The organism is Mucilaginibacter sp. R-33 (assembly GCF_049949235.1).
Classification (GTDB): domain Bacteria; phylum Bacteroidota; class Bacteroidia; order Sphingobacteriales; family Sphingobacteriaceae; genus Mucilaginibacter.
This window is the reverse complement of the sequence record NZ_CP188089.1, coordinates 316,118-334,170: the sequence shown is the minus strand read 5'-3', so window position 1 is coordinate 334,170 and position 18,053 is coordinate 316,118. Positions and strand designations below refer to the sequence as shown.

Below are 18,053 nucleotides of genomic sequence, written 5' to 3'. Positions count from 1 at the left end.
ATTCACAATAAGTAATACTATATTCATAACATATTGTCTATTTTTAACTTTTTATATCACTATAGTATAAAATGAAAGATTTCTTCGAGCAGGTCCTGAAAGTCGACAATTCAGCTTTTACAATAGCCGAAGCAAAAACCTACCATGCTATCAATAACTTCCATAACCATCCCGAGCTCGAACTTATTTATATTATAAGTGGTGAAGGCACTTTTTCGATAGGAAATACTTCAAAAAGAATTTCAGGGGATACCATGATCATCATAGGCTGCAACGTGCCCCATATGTTTAAGTTTGAAACTAACCGCTACTATGATTACTCCATGAAAAGCGGTAAAATACCCAAACCGCTACAGTTGCTTACCCTTCATTTTGATCCCAATAAATTGGGAAGTACTTTCATGACGCTGCCAGAAAACAACCTGATAAACAATCTTTTAAATGGCGCCAAGAATGGATTACTGATCAATGAAAATTCTAAAGCTGTTGCGGTCGACTTCATCCGCCGAATAGAAAATTCGGCCAGGCATGAACAACTTCCGTTATTGCTGCAGTTGTTAAATAAAATAGCAGAGGGTGAACAGCTCTCAAACCTGGCCGGTGAAACGGAGAAGAAGATCTTTAACAGGATAGATGAAGTGCGGCTAACGAAGATCTATCTGTATACTATGGACAATTTTTACAAAGACATTAAGCTTAAGGAAATAGCAAACATCATACACATGGTGCCGAAAGCATTTTGCCATTATTTTAAATTGCGTACCGGCCAAACCTACTTTGATTTTTTACTGACGGTAAGAATAGAAAACGCCTGTAAACTGATTAGGGAGACCAATGAAAATATAAATTCAATCAGCCGCGATTCGGGGTTTAACAATCTTTCAAATTTTAACAGGTATTTTAAATTAGCTACCGGGAGCACACCAATGGAATACCGGAGAAAATTCAGGGAGTTTTAAGATCATCAAAGCCCTTCTAAAAAAACAAATGCAGGCTTTTTAGGGCCTGCGTTTGTTAAATAAATAATAGAACTAAATTAATAACCCGGATTTTGTACCAGTTTCGGGTTCAACTGCATTTCCGGTCTTGGGATCGGGAAAATACGTTTATTGGGATTAGCGTCTGTTTTTATGCCCCATGGCTTTTCAAACTGACCAAAGCGGATCAGGTCATTACGCCTCCACATTTCCATAGAGAACTCGCGGCCGCGCTCATCCAATATATCTGATAGTGTTACAGTAGCTAAAGGCGAGGCTTTTGCACGCGCTCTCACCTGGTTAACCAATGACAAAGGCGAATCGCCATTGGTTGCTGATGCGCCGCGTAAAATAGCTTCGGCTTTTTCCAGCAAAATATCAGCATATCTGAACATAGGCACATCATTACCCTGGTTACGATCGCTGTTCAGGCTGTCCGGATAAAATTTATTATTCCTGTAACCTTCTTCATTGGCGAGTTCGTCGTTACCAATATCAAACGTTGCCGGATTTTTCCACACAATATCGGGTGTAAACTCCAACTGGTGTACTACCGTAGCATTTGGGTTTGGTCCGGAATAACTTGCGTCCAATCCTATATTAGTTGTTGTGATTAATATTGGTGAGCCATCATTATTGTACTGCTTGCCAACTAAAAATTGTTTTTTGCGGATATCATTCGCATCGTTAAACAAAGCATAATATTCTTTGTAAGTATACACAGGCCCATCTGGTGTATATGGCATCTTATACTTATTTTTCAGGTTAGGATTCAATGTCCAGCGTGAATAATACTGACCCTGCGCCAATACACCGTCATAAGGTATGGCAAAAATAAAGTCCTTAATACCCGGGCCGTTATTGGGCTTAAACATGCCTAAATAATCTGCATCTAAACCATATTGACCGCTTTTTATAACGTTATCGCACATGGTAACAGCGTCCTGGTACCTTGGTGTGCCAATATAATATTGCGCGTTAAGGTACATTTTTGCAAGTATGGCATACGCCAAACCTTTGGTCGGCCTGCCATAGGTGGTTACCCCTGCTGTCCCGCTCAGATCAGGAATCTGGGCAAGCAGTTCACTTTCAATAAATGCAAACACTGCTGCCCTTGGCTGGGTGCCCAGGTTGGTAGTATCGCCAAAAGTTTTGCTGATAGGCACGTTACCAAACAGGTCCATCAGATAAAAGTACGACAGGGCACGCATGGTCTTAATTTCGGCAATAGTTTGCTTTTTTGCATCGCTCTCGGGCGTAGGTGCCAATAACGACAGTACCTGGTTGCATAAACTAATGGTTCCGTAACCTCCCGACCAGCATGTTTCGGTCATGCCGTTATCAGGCGTAACAGTGTGCAGGTTTACAGTTGAATATGTGCCTCCATCAAGCCAGTTTCCGCCACGTGCAACAAGTACACATTCATCGGTACTTAAGTTTTGCAGCAGCCAGTATTGCCTGCCCGGCGCCCCGCGAAATGAGGTATAGATAGGCCCGGTAGCAGCTACATACTGCGCGGGTGTAGTAGGGAAGTTAGCTGTTGTAAGCGCCGATTTTGGCGTAATATCCAATTTTGTACAACCCGAAAGGTAAATTGCTCCTATAAACATGGCAATGAGGCCAGGTTTTATATATCTTTTTAAATTATTCATGTCTGTTAGGTTAAAATCTATTATAAATCAACTTGTACGCCGGCAAGGAAGCTCCTTGTTTTTGGATAAAAATTATTGCTGTCTACCCCGATAAACTGGCCGCTTGCCTGGTTATCGATGTTTAAGTTCAATTCAGGGTCCACGCCTTTGTATTTGGTGATGATGAATAAATTGGTACCGGTAACATACAACCGGATGCCATGTACATAATTGCCCGCTACATTTATTTTATATGCCAGTGTAGCATTACTTAACCTGATAAAGGCACCGCTTTCAAGATAACGTGTTGAATATAAATTGGCATTAACATCGGTTCCTGGCTCGCTTAATGTTAAAGCAGGCACACCATGCGCCGAAGCCTGCGTTGGTTGGTTAAAGCTGGCCAATGATGCATTCATGATCTTGTTACCGCCCTGCCCCCTGAAAAAGAAATTAAGGCTAAAGTTTTTGTAAGTAAAATCATTACCAAAACCGAATGTGTATGTCGGCTGGGCATTGCCCGCATAAGTTTGATCTGTACTTTGAGGCGTTGTTGTTGGCTGACCATTAGCACCCATAAAGGTAGATACGCCATTAGTACGGCCAAGATATTTCAAGGTATAAAATTCGCCAAGCGGATAACCGGCTTCAATTATTGATACCTTGATACCACTTTGTCCGGGACCTTCCGGATCGCCTGCATATATTTTTGAAAGATTTGGCGCCAGTGCGGTGATCTTATTTCTATTAAATGAAATATTGCCGTAGCTACTCCAGGTAAAATCTTTTGTTTTTATTGGTGTTCCGTTAAGGGCTATCTCCACACCCTTGTTAGTCATATTGCCTACGTTTTCAACCGTTGTACCCACAAAGTTGTTAATAAGCGATACCGGCACCGGGGTGATCATTTTAGATGTTTTTTTATTGTAGATATCAACCGACCCGCCCAAACGTCCTTTAAATAACGAGAAATCAACACCGCCGTTCAGTGTAGCTGTACTTTCCCACTGTAAATTTGGGTTAGGGTTTTGGGTTACACCAATTGCACCAATATAAGCACCATTGTAATAAAAGCTACCTGTAGTGCCATAAATCGTTAAAGGCGTATATGGAGAAAACCCTAATGAATTACCGGTTTTACCATATCCAACCCGCAATTTTAAATCATCAAACAGGGATTGAGATTTCATAAAACCCTCGTCAATTACACGCCATGCAGCCGAAGCAGCAGGGAAATAACCCCAGCGCTTATTGGGACCAAACGCGTTTGAACCATCACGGCGTAAAGATGCCTGTAACAGGTATTTGCCCGCATAACTGTAATTAAGACGAGAGTAGAAAGATATTAAACGTAAAGTTTCAACATTAACATTGCCGTAATCAACGCGATAACCTGCAGCAGGCGTGCCCAGCCCCAGGTTATTGGAACCCGTAGCATCCGAAATAAATCCTTGATTGGTTGATTGAAAGCCATTCCCGGTGGTAGTTTGATCTATTGAATAGCCAAACAGGGCTTTAAAATCATGTTTATCGCCCCATTTATGAGCATAGGTCAAATAGTTTTCAAACAACTTTTTGTTATCCTCATAAGTTGAACGGATGGCTTTGCCGTTGAGGCCAGGTGCCAGCTCCGATGCTGAGTTATAGTAAGTATTATTATCGGTATTTGTTTCCTGGTAAGCTAAGTTAAAATTGTAAAGCAGGCCTGCAGGCAGTATCAACTCACCACGTATGTTACCCAATAACAAATTAACTTTTTGCTTGTAGCTATCATTGGTAATAAGCCCTACTGGGTTATAACCCAATTTTAAAGTAGGATCGTTGTAAAAAGTGCCATCGGCATTGTAAATAGTACGGGTAGGTAAATATTGTACTATCGATTTAAACAACCCGGGGCTTTGTCCATTTGCCGATGATAGCGGAATATCATTAACTAACAGGTTAGAATTGGTTACCGAATTACTTAACGAAAAATCCAATTTCAATTTATCATTCAGTGCCTTTTGGGTGATGTTGAGCCTGCCTATGACACGCTTCATATCGCTGCTTTTAACGATACCCTGATTTTGCAGGTAGTTTATGCTTCCGTTATAAGTAGTTTTATCGGTGCCGCCACCAAAAGAAAGGTTATGATTTTGGGAAAAACCGGTGCTGCGCTCAACAGCTTTTTGCCAGTCGGTATTGCCGCCATTATCATTTGCAGGTGTAAAACTTTGTCCGTTGGCTTTTACATAAGCCCTTAACTGATCAGCAGTGGCTACTTTAAACTGGTTAGATACTTTTTCAAATGATCCGTATCCGTTATAAGTCATCCTTAACTGGCCTGCTTTTGCCCTTTTGGTAGTAACAATGATTACGCCATTGGTAGCCCTGGTTCCGTAAATTGCCGCAGCCGAAGCATCTTTCAATACATCTATAGAAGCAATATCTGATGGAGCCAGCAAATTAAAATCGGCGCCGGGCACACCGTCAATTACATAAAAAGGCACAGACGCTGCACCAGCCCTTATTGAAGATGGACCACGCAGTGTTACCGAAGCTTTACCATTAGGGTTACCATCGTTGGTGATATTTAAACCGGCTACTTTACCCTCTAACAGATCAGCAGGAGTTGCAACAACCCCGGCATTAAATTGCTCGGCTTTTACAGTTGCAATAGCGCTGGTCAATTCCTTTTTGGTAGTAGTACCATAACCAATTACTACAACGGTAGATAACGAGTTTGCCGAAGGCAGTAAAATTACTTTTATAGATGTTTGTTTGCCTACGGCTATTTTTTGAGTTTCAAAGCCTATGTAAGAAAACACCAGCACAGCTTTTTCGTTGGCAACCTGCACCCTGAATTTACCATCTATATCGGTTACCGCACCTGTCGCAAGGCCTTCTATTTTAACAGAAACACCTATTAAGGGCTGCCCTTTATCATCAACAACAGATCCGGTAACAATAACAGGCGGTGGGAGCTCGATCTTCTTCTCTACCGGTGGCTTTGGCGCGGGTTTAACCAGCAAACTTCCTTCAACCTCGGTATAAGTAAACTGGTTATCCAATAAAACTTTTTTCAAAACAGCCTGCAGCTTTTCGTTATGAGCTGTAAGGGTTACTTTGACATCGCTTTCAATGTTATTCCCTGTGTACATGATCCGTACGCCGGTACTGGCGGAAATCCGCTCCAGTGCATCAGCAAGAGGGGTATTTTTTAATTTAACGGTAACTGGCTTTTCCAGCACGCTTTGTCCGTATGAATTATCAGCCATGGCAATGGTTGACAGGGAACAGACTACTAATAAAATGATCGCATTAATTTTCATAACAAATGTTATGGCTCGAAAGACTCTTTCGGGTATGTTTATTTTCATATTTTTGCTATATTAAAGTGTTATAGGTCAAGCTGGAACGTGCTGCGGTTGTGAGAGGCCCTGTGCATGGTCCATTAAAAAATCTTTACATTTTATTCCTCCAAAACTGGCCCGGCCATTTTGGAGGATCATTTTCTCTTTCCTTGGTTTAACTCATAGCAATTTCATTTTTTTAGGTTGTCAAACATTTATTTGTTTTTATAATTGGTTTATCAGGTACATTAATTACAGCCTTTGCCCTTTAACGTATAAGCATCGCCTGCCTTTTTAAAATGGGCATTTATAAGGGCCTCCGTCAGCTTCAATACTTTTTCTAACGGCATATTGTTAAAATCGGCGTATAACGTGCAGTTCAGTAAATTTTTGTCGGCCCTGATTGTTACATTATATTTTCGCTGCACATCGGCCAAAACATCAAATAAAGGGGTGTTATGGTATTGCAGCTTGCCCTGCTGCCAGCTGATCACTGACGAAGCATCCTCAATTTTTTCGGTAATCAGTTTTTGGCTGGTTTTATTATATACCATTTGCATATTCGCTGTGAGTAATACAGCTGCATGTTTTGAGATCGTTGGAACAACTCCTACTTTTCCGCTTACCACGGTGATCTTAACCGATTTATCTTCGGTATAAGCTTTAACATTAAAGCTGGTACCTAAAACAGTGGTTTTAATTTTACCCGAGTGAATGACAAACGGTTTGCTGCTATCGTGTGCTACTTTAAAGAAAGCCTCGCCTGTAAGTGTAACATCCCGCGTTTTCTCTTTAAACTTATCCGGGTACTTTAAACTACTGCCGGCATTAAGGCAAATGCTCGTACCATCGGGCAAGGTGATCAGTTTGATTTCGCCATTTAGCGCTACCGTTTCCTGGTAAGTAACAGGGTTCAGCCAGTTATCCAACTGTTTTCTGAAGATATAGCCGGCACTAAAAATAGCGGTTAAAGATGCGGCTACAGCTATGTTTACCAGCAAACGCCAAAGAGGAAACACCTTTCTGGGCGGAGGCTTTATTATACGCTGATGGATATTGTTAAGTATCTGATCAGATGCTTCTCCACTCAAAGAGATCTTCTTTTCCAGTGCATCCTTACTGAAACCTTCAAGCGCTACAAGGTATAATTCTGAAACATCTCCTTGCAGGTATTCGGCAAGCCAGCGCCTGTCCTCAGGAGTTAAATTCTCGGTATTATAAAGCCTTTCTAAGCGTTTGACTATAGTTTCCACAAGCTATTTTTATATAAATACGCCGGGAGCTTTAAAACGGGGGGATGGAATTGCGATTATTTTTTATTTTTTGATCATTGGCGATTTCTGAAATGCAAATAATTACAATATAAACCTGAATGACTATAAAACATGCCACTGCGAGAGGCCGCAAGGTAAACGCGCCCGGGGCGACGTGGCAATCGCATACGATACAGGGCGGCTATGCCTCCGTGCGATTGCGCGCTTCGCAATGACATATTTTTTTAGCTTGTAGTTATAAACTACAAAACCTACTACCCAAAACAAAAAAGCGATAAATGTCCATTTATCGCTTAACAACTATTTAAAAGTAAATAATCTCTTATTGATTTCCCCCTATCCAATAACAAATCAACGTAACCCCTGCGGTTTTCCATTCGGTATGGTGTTCTTTTATGTGGTTTTTAACTGCCACAACCGCATGTCCGAGGTATTCCTTAACAGTATGTTTAGAAAGGTTCAATTTCTCGGCGGCCTCTTCATAGGTTTTCCCTTCCAATTTGCAAAGGGTAAATACCTTTTTTCGCTGCGGCGATAATTGGTTAATAGCCTGTTGTAATAAATAATATTGCTCATCCATTAACTGTACGTCGCCGTTATCGGTTTCCATTTCGGCAAAAGGCATGGCGTTAACAACAGCCGTTTCGCGTATCTTTTTGCGGAGATAGGAGATGGATTTGTTGAAGCTCAATACAAATAACCAGCCACTTACAGATTGATCGGGGTTAATATCAGCCCGTTTTTCCCATAGGGCAACAAAAATATCCTGCAAAATATCCCGGGCACTATCATCGTCTTTAGTGAGTTTGAATATGTTACGATAAATAGCCTGGTGATACTTTTGATAAAGCATATCAAATGCGCCGATGTCATCATCGTGTAAGCGAAACACTAAATCTTTATCTCCATTTGAATCCATAAAAAACTGATAATTATTTATTTATTCTTTAATCAACAGGCAGGAATTATTGTTAAAAGTACAACTATTTTTCAATCAACGAAGCCACGCCATAGCAGCGCCATTAATTATTTATTCAGTAACAGATAGGAGGCTTATCACCTTTTGTAAAGCTTGACCCAGACTATAAACTTATTTTTTATAGCCTGGGCTAAACAGGTAACTGGAATGACCAATATATAAAAACAGGACTAAACTACAGCCCGTTAAATTACAACTTAACTGTCGCGGGCAGGTATTTGGCAATCAAGTCCTCATAATAAGGTTTTAACTCCGATACTACCGGCGGTTTCGGGCTTTTGGAGTACAGATCGTAGGGGTTAAATTTATCAACCCATTTAAACATCTCCTGGTCATGCGCGTTCAATAAATGATCGTAAGCTTTTTCGCGGTGCTGTGAGTAAAAAGAGTGGTAGCGGATCATGTACAACGCTTCTTCGGGTAAATAATCTTTGGTAATGTGATACAGGTACTCATCATGGCCCCATGACATGTGTACGTTATCAAGACCGCACTGATGTGAATATACACCATATTTGGTATTGTAACGCTCATCGTAGCTATCAGGATTTGCGGCAAAAAATTCCGGGTAAACTATCTTATCCGAAAACTTGCAGCCTACCGGGAACGTGTCGCCCACTACATTCCATTGCGGTTCACCAAAAAGACAAAGCACCTTGCCTAAATCATGTATAAAGCCTGTTAATACAAACCAATCCGGATGACCATCGGCACGGATAGCCTCAGATGTTTGCAATAAATGCTGCAGCTGATCAAGCGAGATATCCGGATCTGATTCATCAACCAAGGTGTTCAGGTATTCCATTGCCGACCACCATGGCATCTCCTTTTTATCAAACTGTAAAAAGTTTGCCTTTTTGGCCAATACGTTGCCATAGGTTTGATAAGTATGGTTAAGCCTGTAAAATTCCCTTACCGGGTTATTTTCATCGTCGTTATAAACCCTGAACTCCTCTTTGCCCTTTTCGGTGCCAGGTTCCGGGTACCTGCTCAATACATCATCTTCCCATACATCAAGACTCGGCAATGGCGATATCTCTTTTTCAGTTAACTTTTCCATATTGTAAACCTTTTATTAAATATTAAGCACCTTGATATTTATTGCGCTCCAAACCAAATACCACAGAAAAATCCAATTAATTATTGCGGCTTTAAGTTTTACTGGAGCTGCAATTCAATGCTCCGTTTAGTTTTATAATGATTAAATTTTGATAAAAAAAACGGTCCTTTTATATTAACTGCAATATTTATTTACGTAAACGATTAAGTTACACCAACGTTAAAAGCTGCACACACAACGTTAAAAGCCCTTAAATTGATTTAGCAAGGCTGATTCCTACTGTGAAATGGAATTACCTCTTAAGGATCTTATTTTTACTCGTTCCGGGAATCTGAATACCTTTAACCGAAAATTTGCTTACCCTGTTAAACACAATCACCGGCAGTGATTTAACCTGTGGTATTTTGAGGCCATTAATAGTCAAGCCATACACATTATCAAACACGCCGGCAGCCCTGAAATCATTCCCCAGGCAGCTAAGGGTTACATCTTTAAGCGTTACCCCTTCCGCATGTCGTGCGTAAAAACCCCAGGCCGGCAGTTCGCCAAACATTGAAAATTCGGGGTAATCATGTGGATTTTCGGGAATCTTTGTTAACGAATCAAGGCTGATATTTGCCACAGCTTTGCTGGCATCGCCGTGGTACACTATCTTAATATTTTCAAGTGTTACATTTTTAATAGGATGTCCCGGCAAGCCCGCAATTGACGAAGGAAAGGTATTATGGTTTCCTTTAACTAAAGGCCCTTCCATGGGATAACCTTTATCGGGTTTACCTTTCGGTACTTCTACTGTTACATTACTGATACGGATGCCATTGATACGGCTCATTACAGTATCTCTATTACGATGACCAAGGCGAATAAAGATGGCATTGCCAGTATTTACCGCATTGATATTACTGATATCAATATCTTCCATTACGCCACCATCAACACACTCCAAAGCAATGGCCGACCGGTAGGTATCGTAAATTTTCACATTCTTTATGGTTATCTTTTTAAAACCTCCACGCGAAGCCGTGCCAAATTTGATGCCGCTGGCACTTGACCTGGTGGTACAGTTTGCCACATAGATATTTTCACAGCTGCTGTTCCTGTCGCTCGATTTTAGGCAGATGCCATCATCATCGGCATTAAAAAAGCTATTAGTAAGCTTTACATTTTGGCAATCAACCAAATCAATACCATCGTTGTTCCAATACGTGTTGCTTTCTACTTTTATGCTATCGATAACCAGGTCGCGGCATTTGGTATAATCCTGCACCCACACCAGGCCGTTTTTCATGGTTACACCTTTTATCAGCACATCGGTACAATTTGAAAAATGGATCAATTTAGGACGGTTAGGCTCCTCGGGTTGGGTTTGCCCCCAGGGGTTTTGTTTTTGCCATAACGAATCCCTTAATTTCCCTGCCCTCAGCATCGCGAAAAGGTCTTTCAGTAATTCTTCACCGTTTCCGTCAATTATCCCTTTACCTGTTATGGCAATATGCTGCAGGCCATTGGCAGCTATCAATGGAGCTGCATGGCCTTCGCCGTAATCAATTCTTTTTGCGCTGCCCAGCAATACAGCATTTTTGGCAAGGTTAAGGGTAACATTTGATTTTAGGCTGATAGCAGCCGTTAGAAACTTTCCGGCAGGAACATATACCATACCTCCGCCCTCTTCGCTTGCGTTATCAATAGCTTTTTGAATACTCACAGTGTTATTGGTAATGCCATCGGCTTTAGCGCCATAATCGGTAATGTTAAATACTTTTTGCTGCGCATAACCGGCAAATGGCGTTATAAGCAGCGTTAAAAAATGAAGGATTTTCATTATTAGTTATAATTAAAAGAAAAATTCAAGCAGGTTTATCGCTTATTGAGTTTACGAACAATGAAGCGTTTAATTGTACATTAAACACCTAAACTATTAAACTTTCAATTTAATTGACGGCGGCGACATACTTTTATTTACGTAAACGTTTACGTAGCGCCAAGAACGGATCACAAGGATTGATAAGCTTGTACATTATCACAACGCGGTAATGTATTAAAGAATGCTTTTGGTTTAAATCAATTTTATATCTTTGCGCCTGTCTGCTCCCGTAGTTCAATGGATAGAATTATGGTTTCCGGTACCATCGATATGAGTTCGAATCTCGTCGGGAGCACAAAAAAGCCCTTTAATTTGATTTTAAAGGGCTTTTTTATTGCTACTTTCTTAATTAGATTGTAAAATGATAGATGCCATTACTTATTTGGGAGGTAAGTCATGATTTATTACCACCACGTCCCCCTCGTCATCCAAATACACTGTTTCGTTAAATTCAAATTGGACAGAACCGCCTCTATCTTTACATCTATAAAAATTAAGACCTCCAAAATCTATCGGAAGATCTTTATCATGCCCTGATAAATGAGATATTAATTGCCCTACTGTAATTGTGCTCTTACCCATAAAATTCCATATTTGATTAGAAAAGTCTATATTCTACATTATATCCCTCATTGTAACTTATTGTTTAACAAGCCGTAGAAAATAATAATTCCTGATTAATGTAATTTTTTTACATATACATTGGAATTAAATATAAAATTAACTTTATAATTGTAAACTTTTTCACTCTAACACATTTTAATAGGTCATTATGCAGCACTCATCACGCTTTACTCACCGGGCCAAAATGTATGGATTCAATTGTTATTTTAACGAAGAAACCATGGAAGTTAAAGGAACTAACTTTTTCAACAATTTTATGATTGGGTGTTTTATAAAATTTGAAGAGATAAAACCAATCAACGATGGCTTTGTTATCATGAAAGGTGAACGTATACCGAGTACTCATAAAGTAAACAGGGCTTAACCAAGAAAAAAGGGCTACAGGTACGAACTGTAACCCCTTGAACTACTTAACTTCTACCCAAAAACGGTATACACCGCCAGTTGGGTGGTATTTACGAACACCATTAAAGGTGATGAATTTCGTAAATACAAGTTTGTAAGTTTTGCCATCAATCGTCTTATACTGTGTTGGCATATTTACCTCCTTGGTTACGCCCTGTTTAATATTAGGCCGAGCACCTGCCTATCTCTTGAGTTAAATCCCTATTAAAATTCGAACCCTAAGAAATCTTTTCTGTGTTTGTTCCATTTAAATTGATTTTAATTTGTTTAGGTGGAAAAAAAACCAAAAAGAAAATTCGTACGCCTTCACTAAGAACTATTGATTTTGCTAATTTAGCGGTAATATTTAATACTTCCTATTTACTTTAACAAGTGTGGATAAATAATGTTAATAAACATCTGTAGTTTAGAAAAATAACTCTTAGAATAGTAAATATTAACCAATAAGTATTTAGTTTTAATTCTTATATAATTTATCTGAATAAATACTTCTCCTTAATAATTCAAATTATTCTCCCACCTACAATACAATTTAAAACCTTAGGTATCTATTGAAGATAAAAATCAAAATTCAGAAACAACGATTAATCAAGACTCACCTTTTTGTTTATCTATTCACTTCCGCATACCTCTTCCTATACGCAGTCGGATTCTCCCCTTTATACTTTTTAAAAATCCGGTTCAGGTGACTTTCATCCGTGAAACCAAACTCGTAGGCTATTTCGCTCATACGTTTATCGGTGTATTGCAGGCGGGTTTCTATCAGCTTCAGTTTATAATTGGTGATGTATTGCTGTAAGCTTTCGCCGGTGGTTTTCTTAAAGTATTCACTGATATAGTTTGGCGAAAAATTAAATGACGAGGCTATACACCCGGCCTTCAGGCGTTCGGGCTGGTAAATATATTCGTGGATATAGTTAAGCAGCGGAAGCGTGGTTGTTGAAGGCTGCTTTATGATATTGGCATGCTGCTGTAGCGTGATATTGCGGGCGGCAATGGTAATAATGGTATTCATCAATTGCTCAACCACTTCATTATGCTGCGGAAACTCATGGGATGTTTCCCGTTGTAAGGCCTCTATCAGGGCCCTTACCAACGGTTTGTCCGTAACTGTTTTGAGGATGCAGCCAGGCAAGTGGTTATGGTTATGAAAAATGTACTCCATTTTTTTCACCCATTGGTCGCTTTGGGTTTTCAGGTAACTATCCGTAAAACGGATGAAGTAAAACCGTGTTAGCTCATGTACCTCGAAGCCATGATGGTCTTCCGGAAAAATCAAAAAGAACTTGTCCGAAGCATAGGGCAGTTCATGCCCGTTAATGATCTGGATCCCCTTACCTTCCAGCGTAAATACCATTTCAAAAAAAGTATTACGATGCGGTTTGGCTGTGTACTGGTTTGTTTCGAGCAACTCCAGTTCATAAGGCCTGTACAGGTTCTTGGTTTCCATACCCGTAAAGTTACAGATCATCCCCCTGAATGTACAAGGCGCAGGTACTGATTATACAGAACTTTGACTTATCAAAACAAACACATCATGAACGATTTAACATTTGTAATACTAAGACTGGCCGCCGGAGCCAGTATGTTTGGTCACGGCTTGGTCCGCTTACCTAAACTGAATAGTTTCAGCCAATGGATGGTTGGCACTTTTGAAAAGTCAATGCTGCCCAAAGCTATGGTAACACCCTTTAGTTACCTGTTACCAATTGCCGAATTTATTATAGGTATATTGCTTTTATCGGGCTTATTTACTAAACCTGCTTTAATTGGCGGCAGTCTGGCAATGATCCTGTTAATATTTGGCAGCTGTTTGATCGAGAACTGGGAGATCCTTCCTTCACAGCTGATCCATGCTGCTTTCTTCGCCGTACTGCTTCAGTTTTCGGCTAACAATACCTATTCATTAGATAACCTTTTCTTCAATAAATAAGATCATGAGCTCGAGAAGAGATTTTGTAAAACAAGGCGGACTTTTAGGGTTGGCCGGCCTTGTGGGCAGTAATTTGGCATCGGCTAAACAAAACACACCGGCAAATAACTTTAATACCTCAAAATGGGCCGATGGTTCAAGGCTGGTGGTTTCCGTATCCATGCAGTTTGAGGCCGGTGGTCAGCCGGATAATGCCGAGAGCCCGTTTCCGCAGAATATGCAAAAAGGCTATATCGATCTGCCCGGTGCAACCTGGTTTCAATACGGTTATAAAGAAGGGATTCCCCGTATGCTGGATAACTGGGATAAACTGGGCATTAAAGTAACGTCGCACATGGTTGGTTCGGCTGTACTTAAAAACCCCTCCTTAGCTAAAGAAATTGTGGACCGTGGACACGAAGCTGCAGCACATGGCATGAATTGGGCCACGCAATACACCATGCCCTATGAACAGGAAAAGCAGTTTATAAAAGATGGCGCCGATGCCATTAAAAAAGTAACCGGTTTTACCCCGGTAGGCTACAACGCCAATTGGCTGCGCCGCGGCGAAAACACGCTGAAAATATTACAGGAACTTGGTTTTGTATACCATATTGACGATTTGAGCCGCGATGAGCCTTTTATCATCCCCATAAATCAAAAAGATTTTGTGGTGGTACCTTATACCATCCGTAACAACGATATCGTGCTGATTGAAGGCAAAAATTTCTCAACAGATCAATTCCTCACACAGGTAAAAATTGAATTCGACCAGCTTTATGCCGAGGCCGGGTTCAAACGCCGGCAAATGTCCATCAGTTTCCACGATCGCATCGGCGGCACCCCACAAATGGCTAAAGCCGCAAACGACCTGATCAAATACATACAACAGCACAAAGGCGTAAGCTTTAAACGGAAAGATGAAATAGCTAAAATGGCGTTGGAGGATAAGACTACGATAAGGGAGAGTTGATTTCCCCCTGACTTATATAAATAATTGTCATGCTACTTGTTTCAGCACCCCACATTACAAGTAGTCGATTTGCTTAGCACGGTTGCTTAGCGAGTGGGATGCTGAAACAAGTTACCCATGACAACTTAAAAAATGGGTGTCATACTGAGCCTGTCAAAGTATGGTGGGCAGGCCTCTGCTCACGAGTCTTCGACAGGCTCAGACTGACAAGCTCTCTTTGTCATCTAACCTTCAGAGTCCATGGATTTAATCACTCAGCATGACTATTAATTTTATTCCGTTCCTAATTCTCCTTCATACCCGGATACTCATCAAAAAGAGCTTTGAGTTTTTGGGCCATTTCTGGGTATTCTTTGATTACGTTAGTACGTTCGCTGGGATCATAGGCCAGGTTAAACAGTTCGGTTTTTGCAGATAGCGGCGAACCTGCTACACCGCCAACATTGTTATTGGCCTTTACTTCGCGATATTTCCAGTCGCCAAGGCGTACTGCTTCACAAACGCTGTTATTATAATAGTAAATAGGCCTGTGATCGGGATGTTTAGGCGCCTTTCCGGTTAATACATCAGCTATCGATTGTCCATCCAGGGTGCGGCCTTTGGGCAGCGGGGCACCTGTCCATTTAGCCAGGGTTGGTAACACGTCAAGGTTGCTCATCATACTGGTGATGCTTGCCCCAACCGGAGTATGATTTTTCCAGTAAACAATGAATGGCTCACGTACCCCGCCCTCGTAGGATAATCCTTTGCTGCCGCGAAAAACTCCTGCGGTACCTGCATCCCACCGTTTGGTAGCGCTATCGCCCAGCATCCGGTCGGGAAAATCTATCCACGGACCATTATCGCTCGAAAACATGAATATTGTATTGTCAGCCAGTCCCCGTTTTTCAAGCTCCGCCCAAACCTGGCCAAGGCTTTCATCAAGCTGCTCAACCACGTCACCCAAGTGACCGCCCTCGCTGCGGTTTTTATTTTTTGCCGATGACGCAAAAGCCACTGGTAAATGCGGCATATTGTGAGCGAGATATAAGAAAAACGGCTTATCACCCTTTTTCTGCTCCTTGATAAAGCGAATGGCTTCCCGTTGGTACAACTCAATTAGGGATGAATCAGCAGGTTTTAAGATCTCGGGCTTATGATTACGGAACACCTTAATAGTAGTATCTGTTTTTACATAAGGCGAACGATAATCATGGCTGTACAACAAACCATAGTATGAATCAAAGCCCTGTGCCATGGGGTGGTTGTAAGCAGCATAGTCGCCGAGGTGCCATTTGCCTATCATGGCTGTTTTATAGCCAATTTGTTTCAGCATTTCGGCAATGGTAACTTCCTGATCGGGAATACCAAGCTTTGATCCGGGGCCGATCGGTGCCGGCAAATTCATCCTTGAAGCATAGCGCCCGGTAAGCAATGAAGCTCGCGAAGGTGTACAGGTGGGACTACTCACTACGTAATTGGTAGCCCTCACCCCTTTTTGTGCCATCTTATCCAAAAACGGTGTACGGATCACTGGGTTCCCATAGCAACTTAAATCAGAGTACCCCATATCATCGGCCAGTACAAAAATAATATTGGGCAATTGCCTTTTTTGTGCCGAAGCCGGTGCAATTGAAAATATAAAAGCCAAAAGGAAAAGGCCTTTGCAGGTTATTAAGGTGAATTGTTTCATTACCTGGTGAAAATAGTTTTTTATAGCGGATGACCGTTAAAGATATCTCAACTTTTACAATGGGGATTAACAACTACTGCTTATCAGCCTTCCTCAACATTTCCCTATGCTCCTTGCCCCATTTTATCATCTCCAAAATGATGCCGCCAAAACTCCGGCAGTACTCTGTCGATTCGTACTCAATTAAAACCGGCGAAGTTGGGGTCACCGTACGTTTAACAAGTTTGTTCATCTCCATGGTTTTCAGTTCGCGCGATAACATGCGCGTGGTAATACCGGGAATACTCCGCTCAATTTCCCGGAAACGTTTGTTTCCATTGCAAATGGAATTAATGATTGGCAGTGTCCATTTGCCACCAATAACATACATGGTATCTTGTAAAGCCTGCCGCTCATCGGCATGATTACGTTCGTGTGACGTTATTCCCTCTTCCATATTGGTATACTCTGTGTAACTGGTTACAAAATTATATCAACTACATCATACTTTTGCATCAAATAATAAAATACATGTCAAAAACAGTTTTTATAACCGGAACCAGCAGCGGGCTGGGCAAATTAACCGCTAAACATTTTGCAAATCAGGGTTGGAATGTAGCCGCCACCATGCGTACGCCCGAAAAGGAAGCCGAACTAACACAATATCCTAATATTAAAATATTTAAACTGGATGTTACCAACCTTGAGCAGGTAAAAACAGCAACCGAACAGGCAATAGCCGCTTTCGGAAAGGTTGATATTGTGGTTAATAATGCAGGTATGGGTACGTATGGCGCGTTAGAACTTGCTAAAGAAGAGGATATCGACTGGCAGTTTGCGGTAAATGCCCGTGGCCCTATCAACGTGATCCGTGCTTTTCTGCCCCACTTCAGGAAAAACGGTGACGGCATGTTCATCAACATCAGTTCATTTATGGGTATTACCACCGCTGTACCTCTCGGCTCATTATACAATATGTCGAAATTCGCATTGGAAGGCCTTACCGAAGGACTTTACTATGAATTAAAACCGCTTAATATCCATTTAAGGTTAATTGAACAAGGCGGCTCGAAGGGCAATAATTTTGTTGAAAGCGTGGTTTGGAATCAAAATCCAGACATAACCACCTATGACGAGCTTACCAACAAACTGCAAAATCTGATGGGCTCACGCGATGAATCGCAGCTTGATGACCCAATGTTAATCGTCAACGCTATTGATGATCTTGCTACTGGCAAAAGCAATAAATTCCGTACGGTGATAGGTGATATGGGCAACATGCTAATGAACATGCGCAGCTCGATGCCTATTGAGGAATATATGGAGAAGATGGCAACATTTTTTTAAGGAACCATGATTTTTAGGATTAGG

At 41.1% G+C, this 18,053-nt stretch carries 14 protein-coding genes and 1 tRNA gene; 5 read left to right on the top strand and 10 right to left on the bottom strand.

Going from position 1 to position 18,053, the window contains the following annotated elements:
- Positions 1–71: 71 nt before the first annotated feature.
- Positions 72–959 (top strand): AraC family transcriptional regulator, encoded by an 888-nt coding sequence (locus tag ACP26M_RS01580; protein ID WP_426585546.1) that lies wholly within the window; start codon positions 72–74, stop codon positions 957–959.
- Positions 960–1,036: 77 nt separating this feature from the next.
- On the opposite strand, the gene ACP26M_RS01575 is transcribed toward ACP26M_RS01580, so the two are convergent.
- From ACP26M_RS01575 to ACP26M_RS01550, 6 genes are all read right to left on the bottom strand, one after another.
- Entirely contained in the window at positions 1,037–2,629 is a 1,593-nt protein-coding gene (locus tag ACP26M_RS01575; protein WP_426585545.1) for a RagB/SusD family nutrient uptake outer membrane protein, read from the bottom strand.
- A gap of 20 nt (positions 2,630–2,649) precedes the next feature.
- The gene (locus tag ACP26M_RS01570) at positions 2,650–5,919 is read right to left on the bottom strand and encodes a SusC/RagA family TonB-linked outer membrane protein (protein ID WP_426585542.1); all 3,270 of its coding nucleotides are present in this window, start codon (positions 5,917–5,919) and stop codon (positions 2,650–2,652) included.
- 269 nt (positions 5,920–6,188) lie between these two features.
- Entirely contained in the window at positions 6,189–7,193 is a 1,005-nt protein-coding gene (locus tag ACP26M_RS01565; RefSeq protein WP_426585540.1) for a FecR family protein, read from the bottom strand.
- A 343-nt stretch (positions 7,194–7,536) separates the two neighbouring features.
- Positions 7,537–8,133: an RNA polymerase sigma factor gene (locus ACP26M_RS01560; RefSeq protein WP_426585538.1), complete on the bottom strand. Its 597-nt coding sequence runs from the start codon at positions 8,131–8,133 to the stop codon at positions 7,537–7,539.
- Between the two features lie 250 nt (positions 8,134–8,383).
- Positions 8,384–9,253, bottom strand: coding sequence for an inositol oxygenase family protein (locus tag ACP26M_RS01555; RefSeq protein WP_426585536.1), 870 nt, complete (start codon positions 9,251–9,253; stop codon positions 8,384–8,386).
- 292 nt (positions 9,254–9,545) lie between these two features.
- Positions 9,546–11,075, bottom strand: a complete 1,530-nt coding sequence (locus ACP26M_RS01550) for a glycoside hydrolase family 28 protein (RefSeq protein WP_426585534.1) — start codon at positions 11,073–11,075, stop codon at positions 9,546–9,548.
- Between the two features lie 265 nt (positions 11,076–11,340).
- On the opposite strand from ACP26M_RS01550, the gene ACP26M_RS01545 reads away from it, so the two are divergent.
- Positions 11,341–11,412 (top strand) — tRNA-Arg (locus tag ACP26M_RS01545).
- A gap of 735 nt (positions 11,413–12,147) precedes the next feature.
- On the opposite strand, the gene ACP26M_RS01540 is transcribed toward ACP26M_RS01545, so the two are convergent.
- Together ACP26M_RS01540 and ACP26M_RS01535 are read right to left on the bottom strand one after the other, a co-directional pair.
- The gene (locus tag ACP26M_RS01540; protein ID WP_426585532.1) at positions 12,148–12,279 is read right to left on the bottom strand and encodes a hypothetical protein; all 132 of its coding nucleotides are present in this window, start codon (positions 12,277–12,279) and stop codon (positions 12,148–12,150) included.
- A gap of 474 nt (positions 12,280–12,753) precedes the next feature.
- Entirely contained in the window at positions 12,754–13,596 is an 843-nt protein-coding gene (locus ACP26M_RS01535; RefSeq protein ID WP_426585530.1) for a helix-turn-helix domain-containing protein, read from the bottom strand.
- An 87-nt stretch (positions 13,597–13,683) separates the two neighbouring features.
- Here ACP26M_RS01535 and ACP26M_RS01530 point away from each other — a divergent pair, with 87 nt between their 5' ends.
- Entirely contained in the window at positions 13,684–14,079 is a 396-nt protein-coding gene (locus ACP26M_RS01530; RefSeq protein ID WP_426585528.1) for a DoxX family protein, read from the top strand.
- 4 nt (positions 14,080–14,083) lie between these two features.
- The gene (locus ACP26M_RS01525) at positions 14,084–15,031 is read left to right on the top strand and encodes a polysaccharide deacetylase family protein (RefSeq protein ID WP_426585526.1); all 948 of its coding nucleotides are present in this window, start codon (positions 14,084–14,086) and stop codon (positions 15,029–15,031) included.
- 283 nt (positions 15,032–15,314) lie between these two features.
- Here ACP26M_RS01525 and ACP26M_RS01520 read toward each other — a convergent pair whose 3' ends face one another.
- Both ACP26M_RS01520 and ACP26M_RS01515 read right to left on the bottom strand, forming a co-directional pair.
- Positions 15,315–16,703: a sulfatase family protein gene (locus ACP26M_RS01520; RefSeq protein ID WP_426585524.1), complete on the bottom strand. Its 1,389-nt coding sequence runs from the start codon at positions 16,701–16,703 to the stop codon at positions 15,315–15,317.
- 73 nt (positions 16,704–16,776) lie between these two features.
- Positions 16,777–17,139, bottom strand: a complete 363-nt coding sequence (locus ACP26M_RS01515) for a winged helix-turn-helix transcriptional regulator (RefSeq protein ID WP_426585522.1) — start codon at positions 17,137–17,139, stop codon at positions 16,777–16,779.
- Positions 17,140–17,213: 74 nt separating this feature from the next.
- On the opposite strand from ACP26M_RS01515, the gene ACP26M_RS01510 reads away from it, so the two are divergent.
- Positions 17,214–18,029 (top strand): SDR family oxidoreductase, encoded by an 816-nt coding sequence (locus ACP26M_RS01510; protein ID WP_426585520.1) that lies wholly within the window; start codon positions 17,214–17,216, stop codon positions 18,027–18,029.
- Positions 18,030–18,053 lie beyond the last annotated feature (24 nt).

Bases quoted from the DNA above. Each gene is read 5' to 3' on its own strand.
- ACP26M_RS01580 (WP_426585546.1), top strand. From the start codon at position 72: ATGAAAGATTTCTTCGAGCAGGTCCTGAAAGTCGACAATTCAGCTTTT.
- ACP26M_RS01575 (WP_426585545.1), bottom strand. From the start codon at position 2,629: ATGAATAATTTAAAAAGATATATAAAACCTGGCCTCATTGCCATGTTT.
- ACP26M_RS01570 (WP_426585542.1), bottom strand. From the start codon at position 5,919: ATGAAAATTAATGCGATCATTTTATTAGTAGTCTGTTCCCTGTCAACC.
- ACP26M_RS01560 (WP_426585538.1), bottom strand. From the start codon at position 8,133: ATGGATTCAAATGGAGATAAAGATTTAGTGTTTCGCTTACACGATGAT.
- ACP26M_RS01555 (WP_426585536.1), bottom strand. From the start codon at position 9,253: ATGGAAAAGTTAACTGAAAAAGAGATATCGCCATTGCCGAGTCTTGAT.
- ACP26M_RS01550 (WP_426585534.1), bottom strand. From the start codon at position 11,075: ATGAAAATCCTTCATTTTTTAACGCTGCTTATAACGCCATTTGCCGGT.
- ACP26M_RS01540 (WP_426585532.1), bottom strand. From the start codon at position 12,279: ATGCCAACACAGTATAAGACGATTGATGGCAAAACTTACAAACTTGTA.
- ACP26M_RS01535 (WP_426585530.1), bottom strand. From the start codon at position 13,596: ATGGAAACCAAGAACCTGTACAGGCCTTATGAACTGGAGTTGCTCGAA.
- ACP26M_RS01530 (WP_426585528.1), top strand. From the start codon at position 13,684: ATGAACGATTTAACATTTGTAATACTAAGACTGGCCGCCGGAGCCAGT.
- ACP26M_RS01525 (WP_426585526.1), top strand. From the start codon at position 14,084: ATGAGCTCGAGAAGAGATTTTGTAAAACAAGGCGGACTTTTAGGGTTG.
- ACP26M_RS01520 (WP_426585524.1), bottom strand. From the start codon at position 16,703: ATGAAACAATTCACCTTAATAACCTGCAAAGGCCTTTTCCTTTTGGCT.
- ACP26M_RS01515 (WP_426585522.1), bottom strand. From the start codon at position 17,139: ATGGAAGAGGGAATAACGTCACACGAACGTAATCATGCCGATGAGCGG.
- ACP26M_RS01510 (WP_426585520.1), top strand. From the start codon at position 17,214: ATGTCAAAAACAGTTTTTATAACCGGAACCAGCAGCGGGCTGGGCAAA.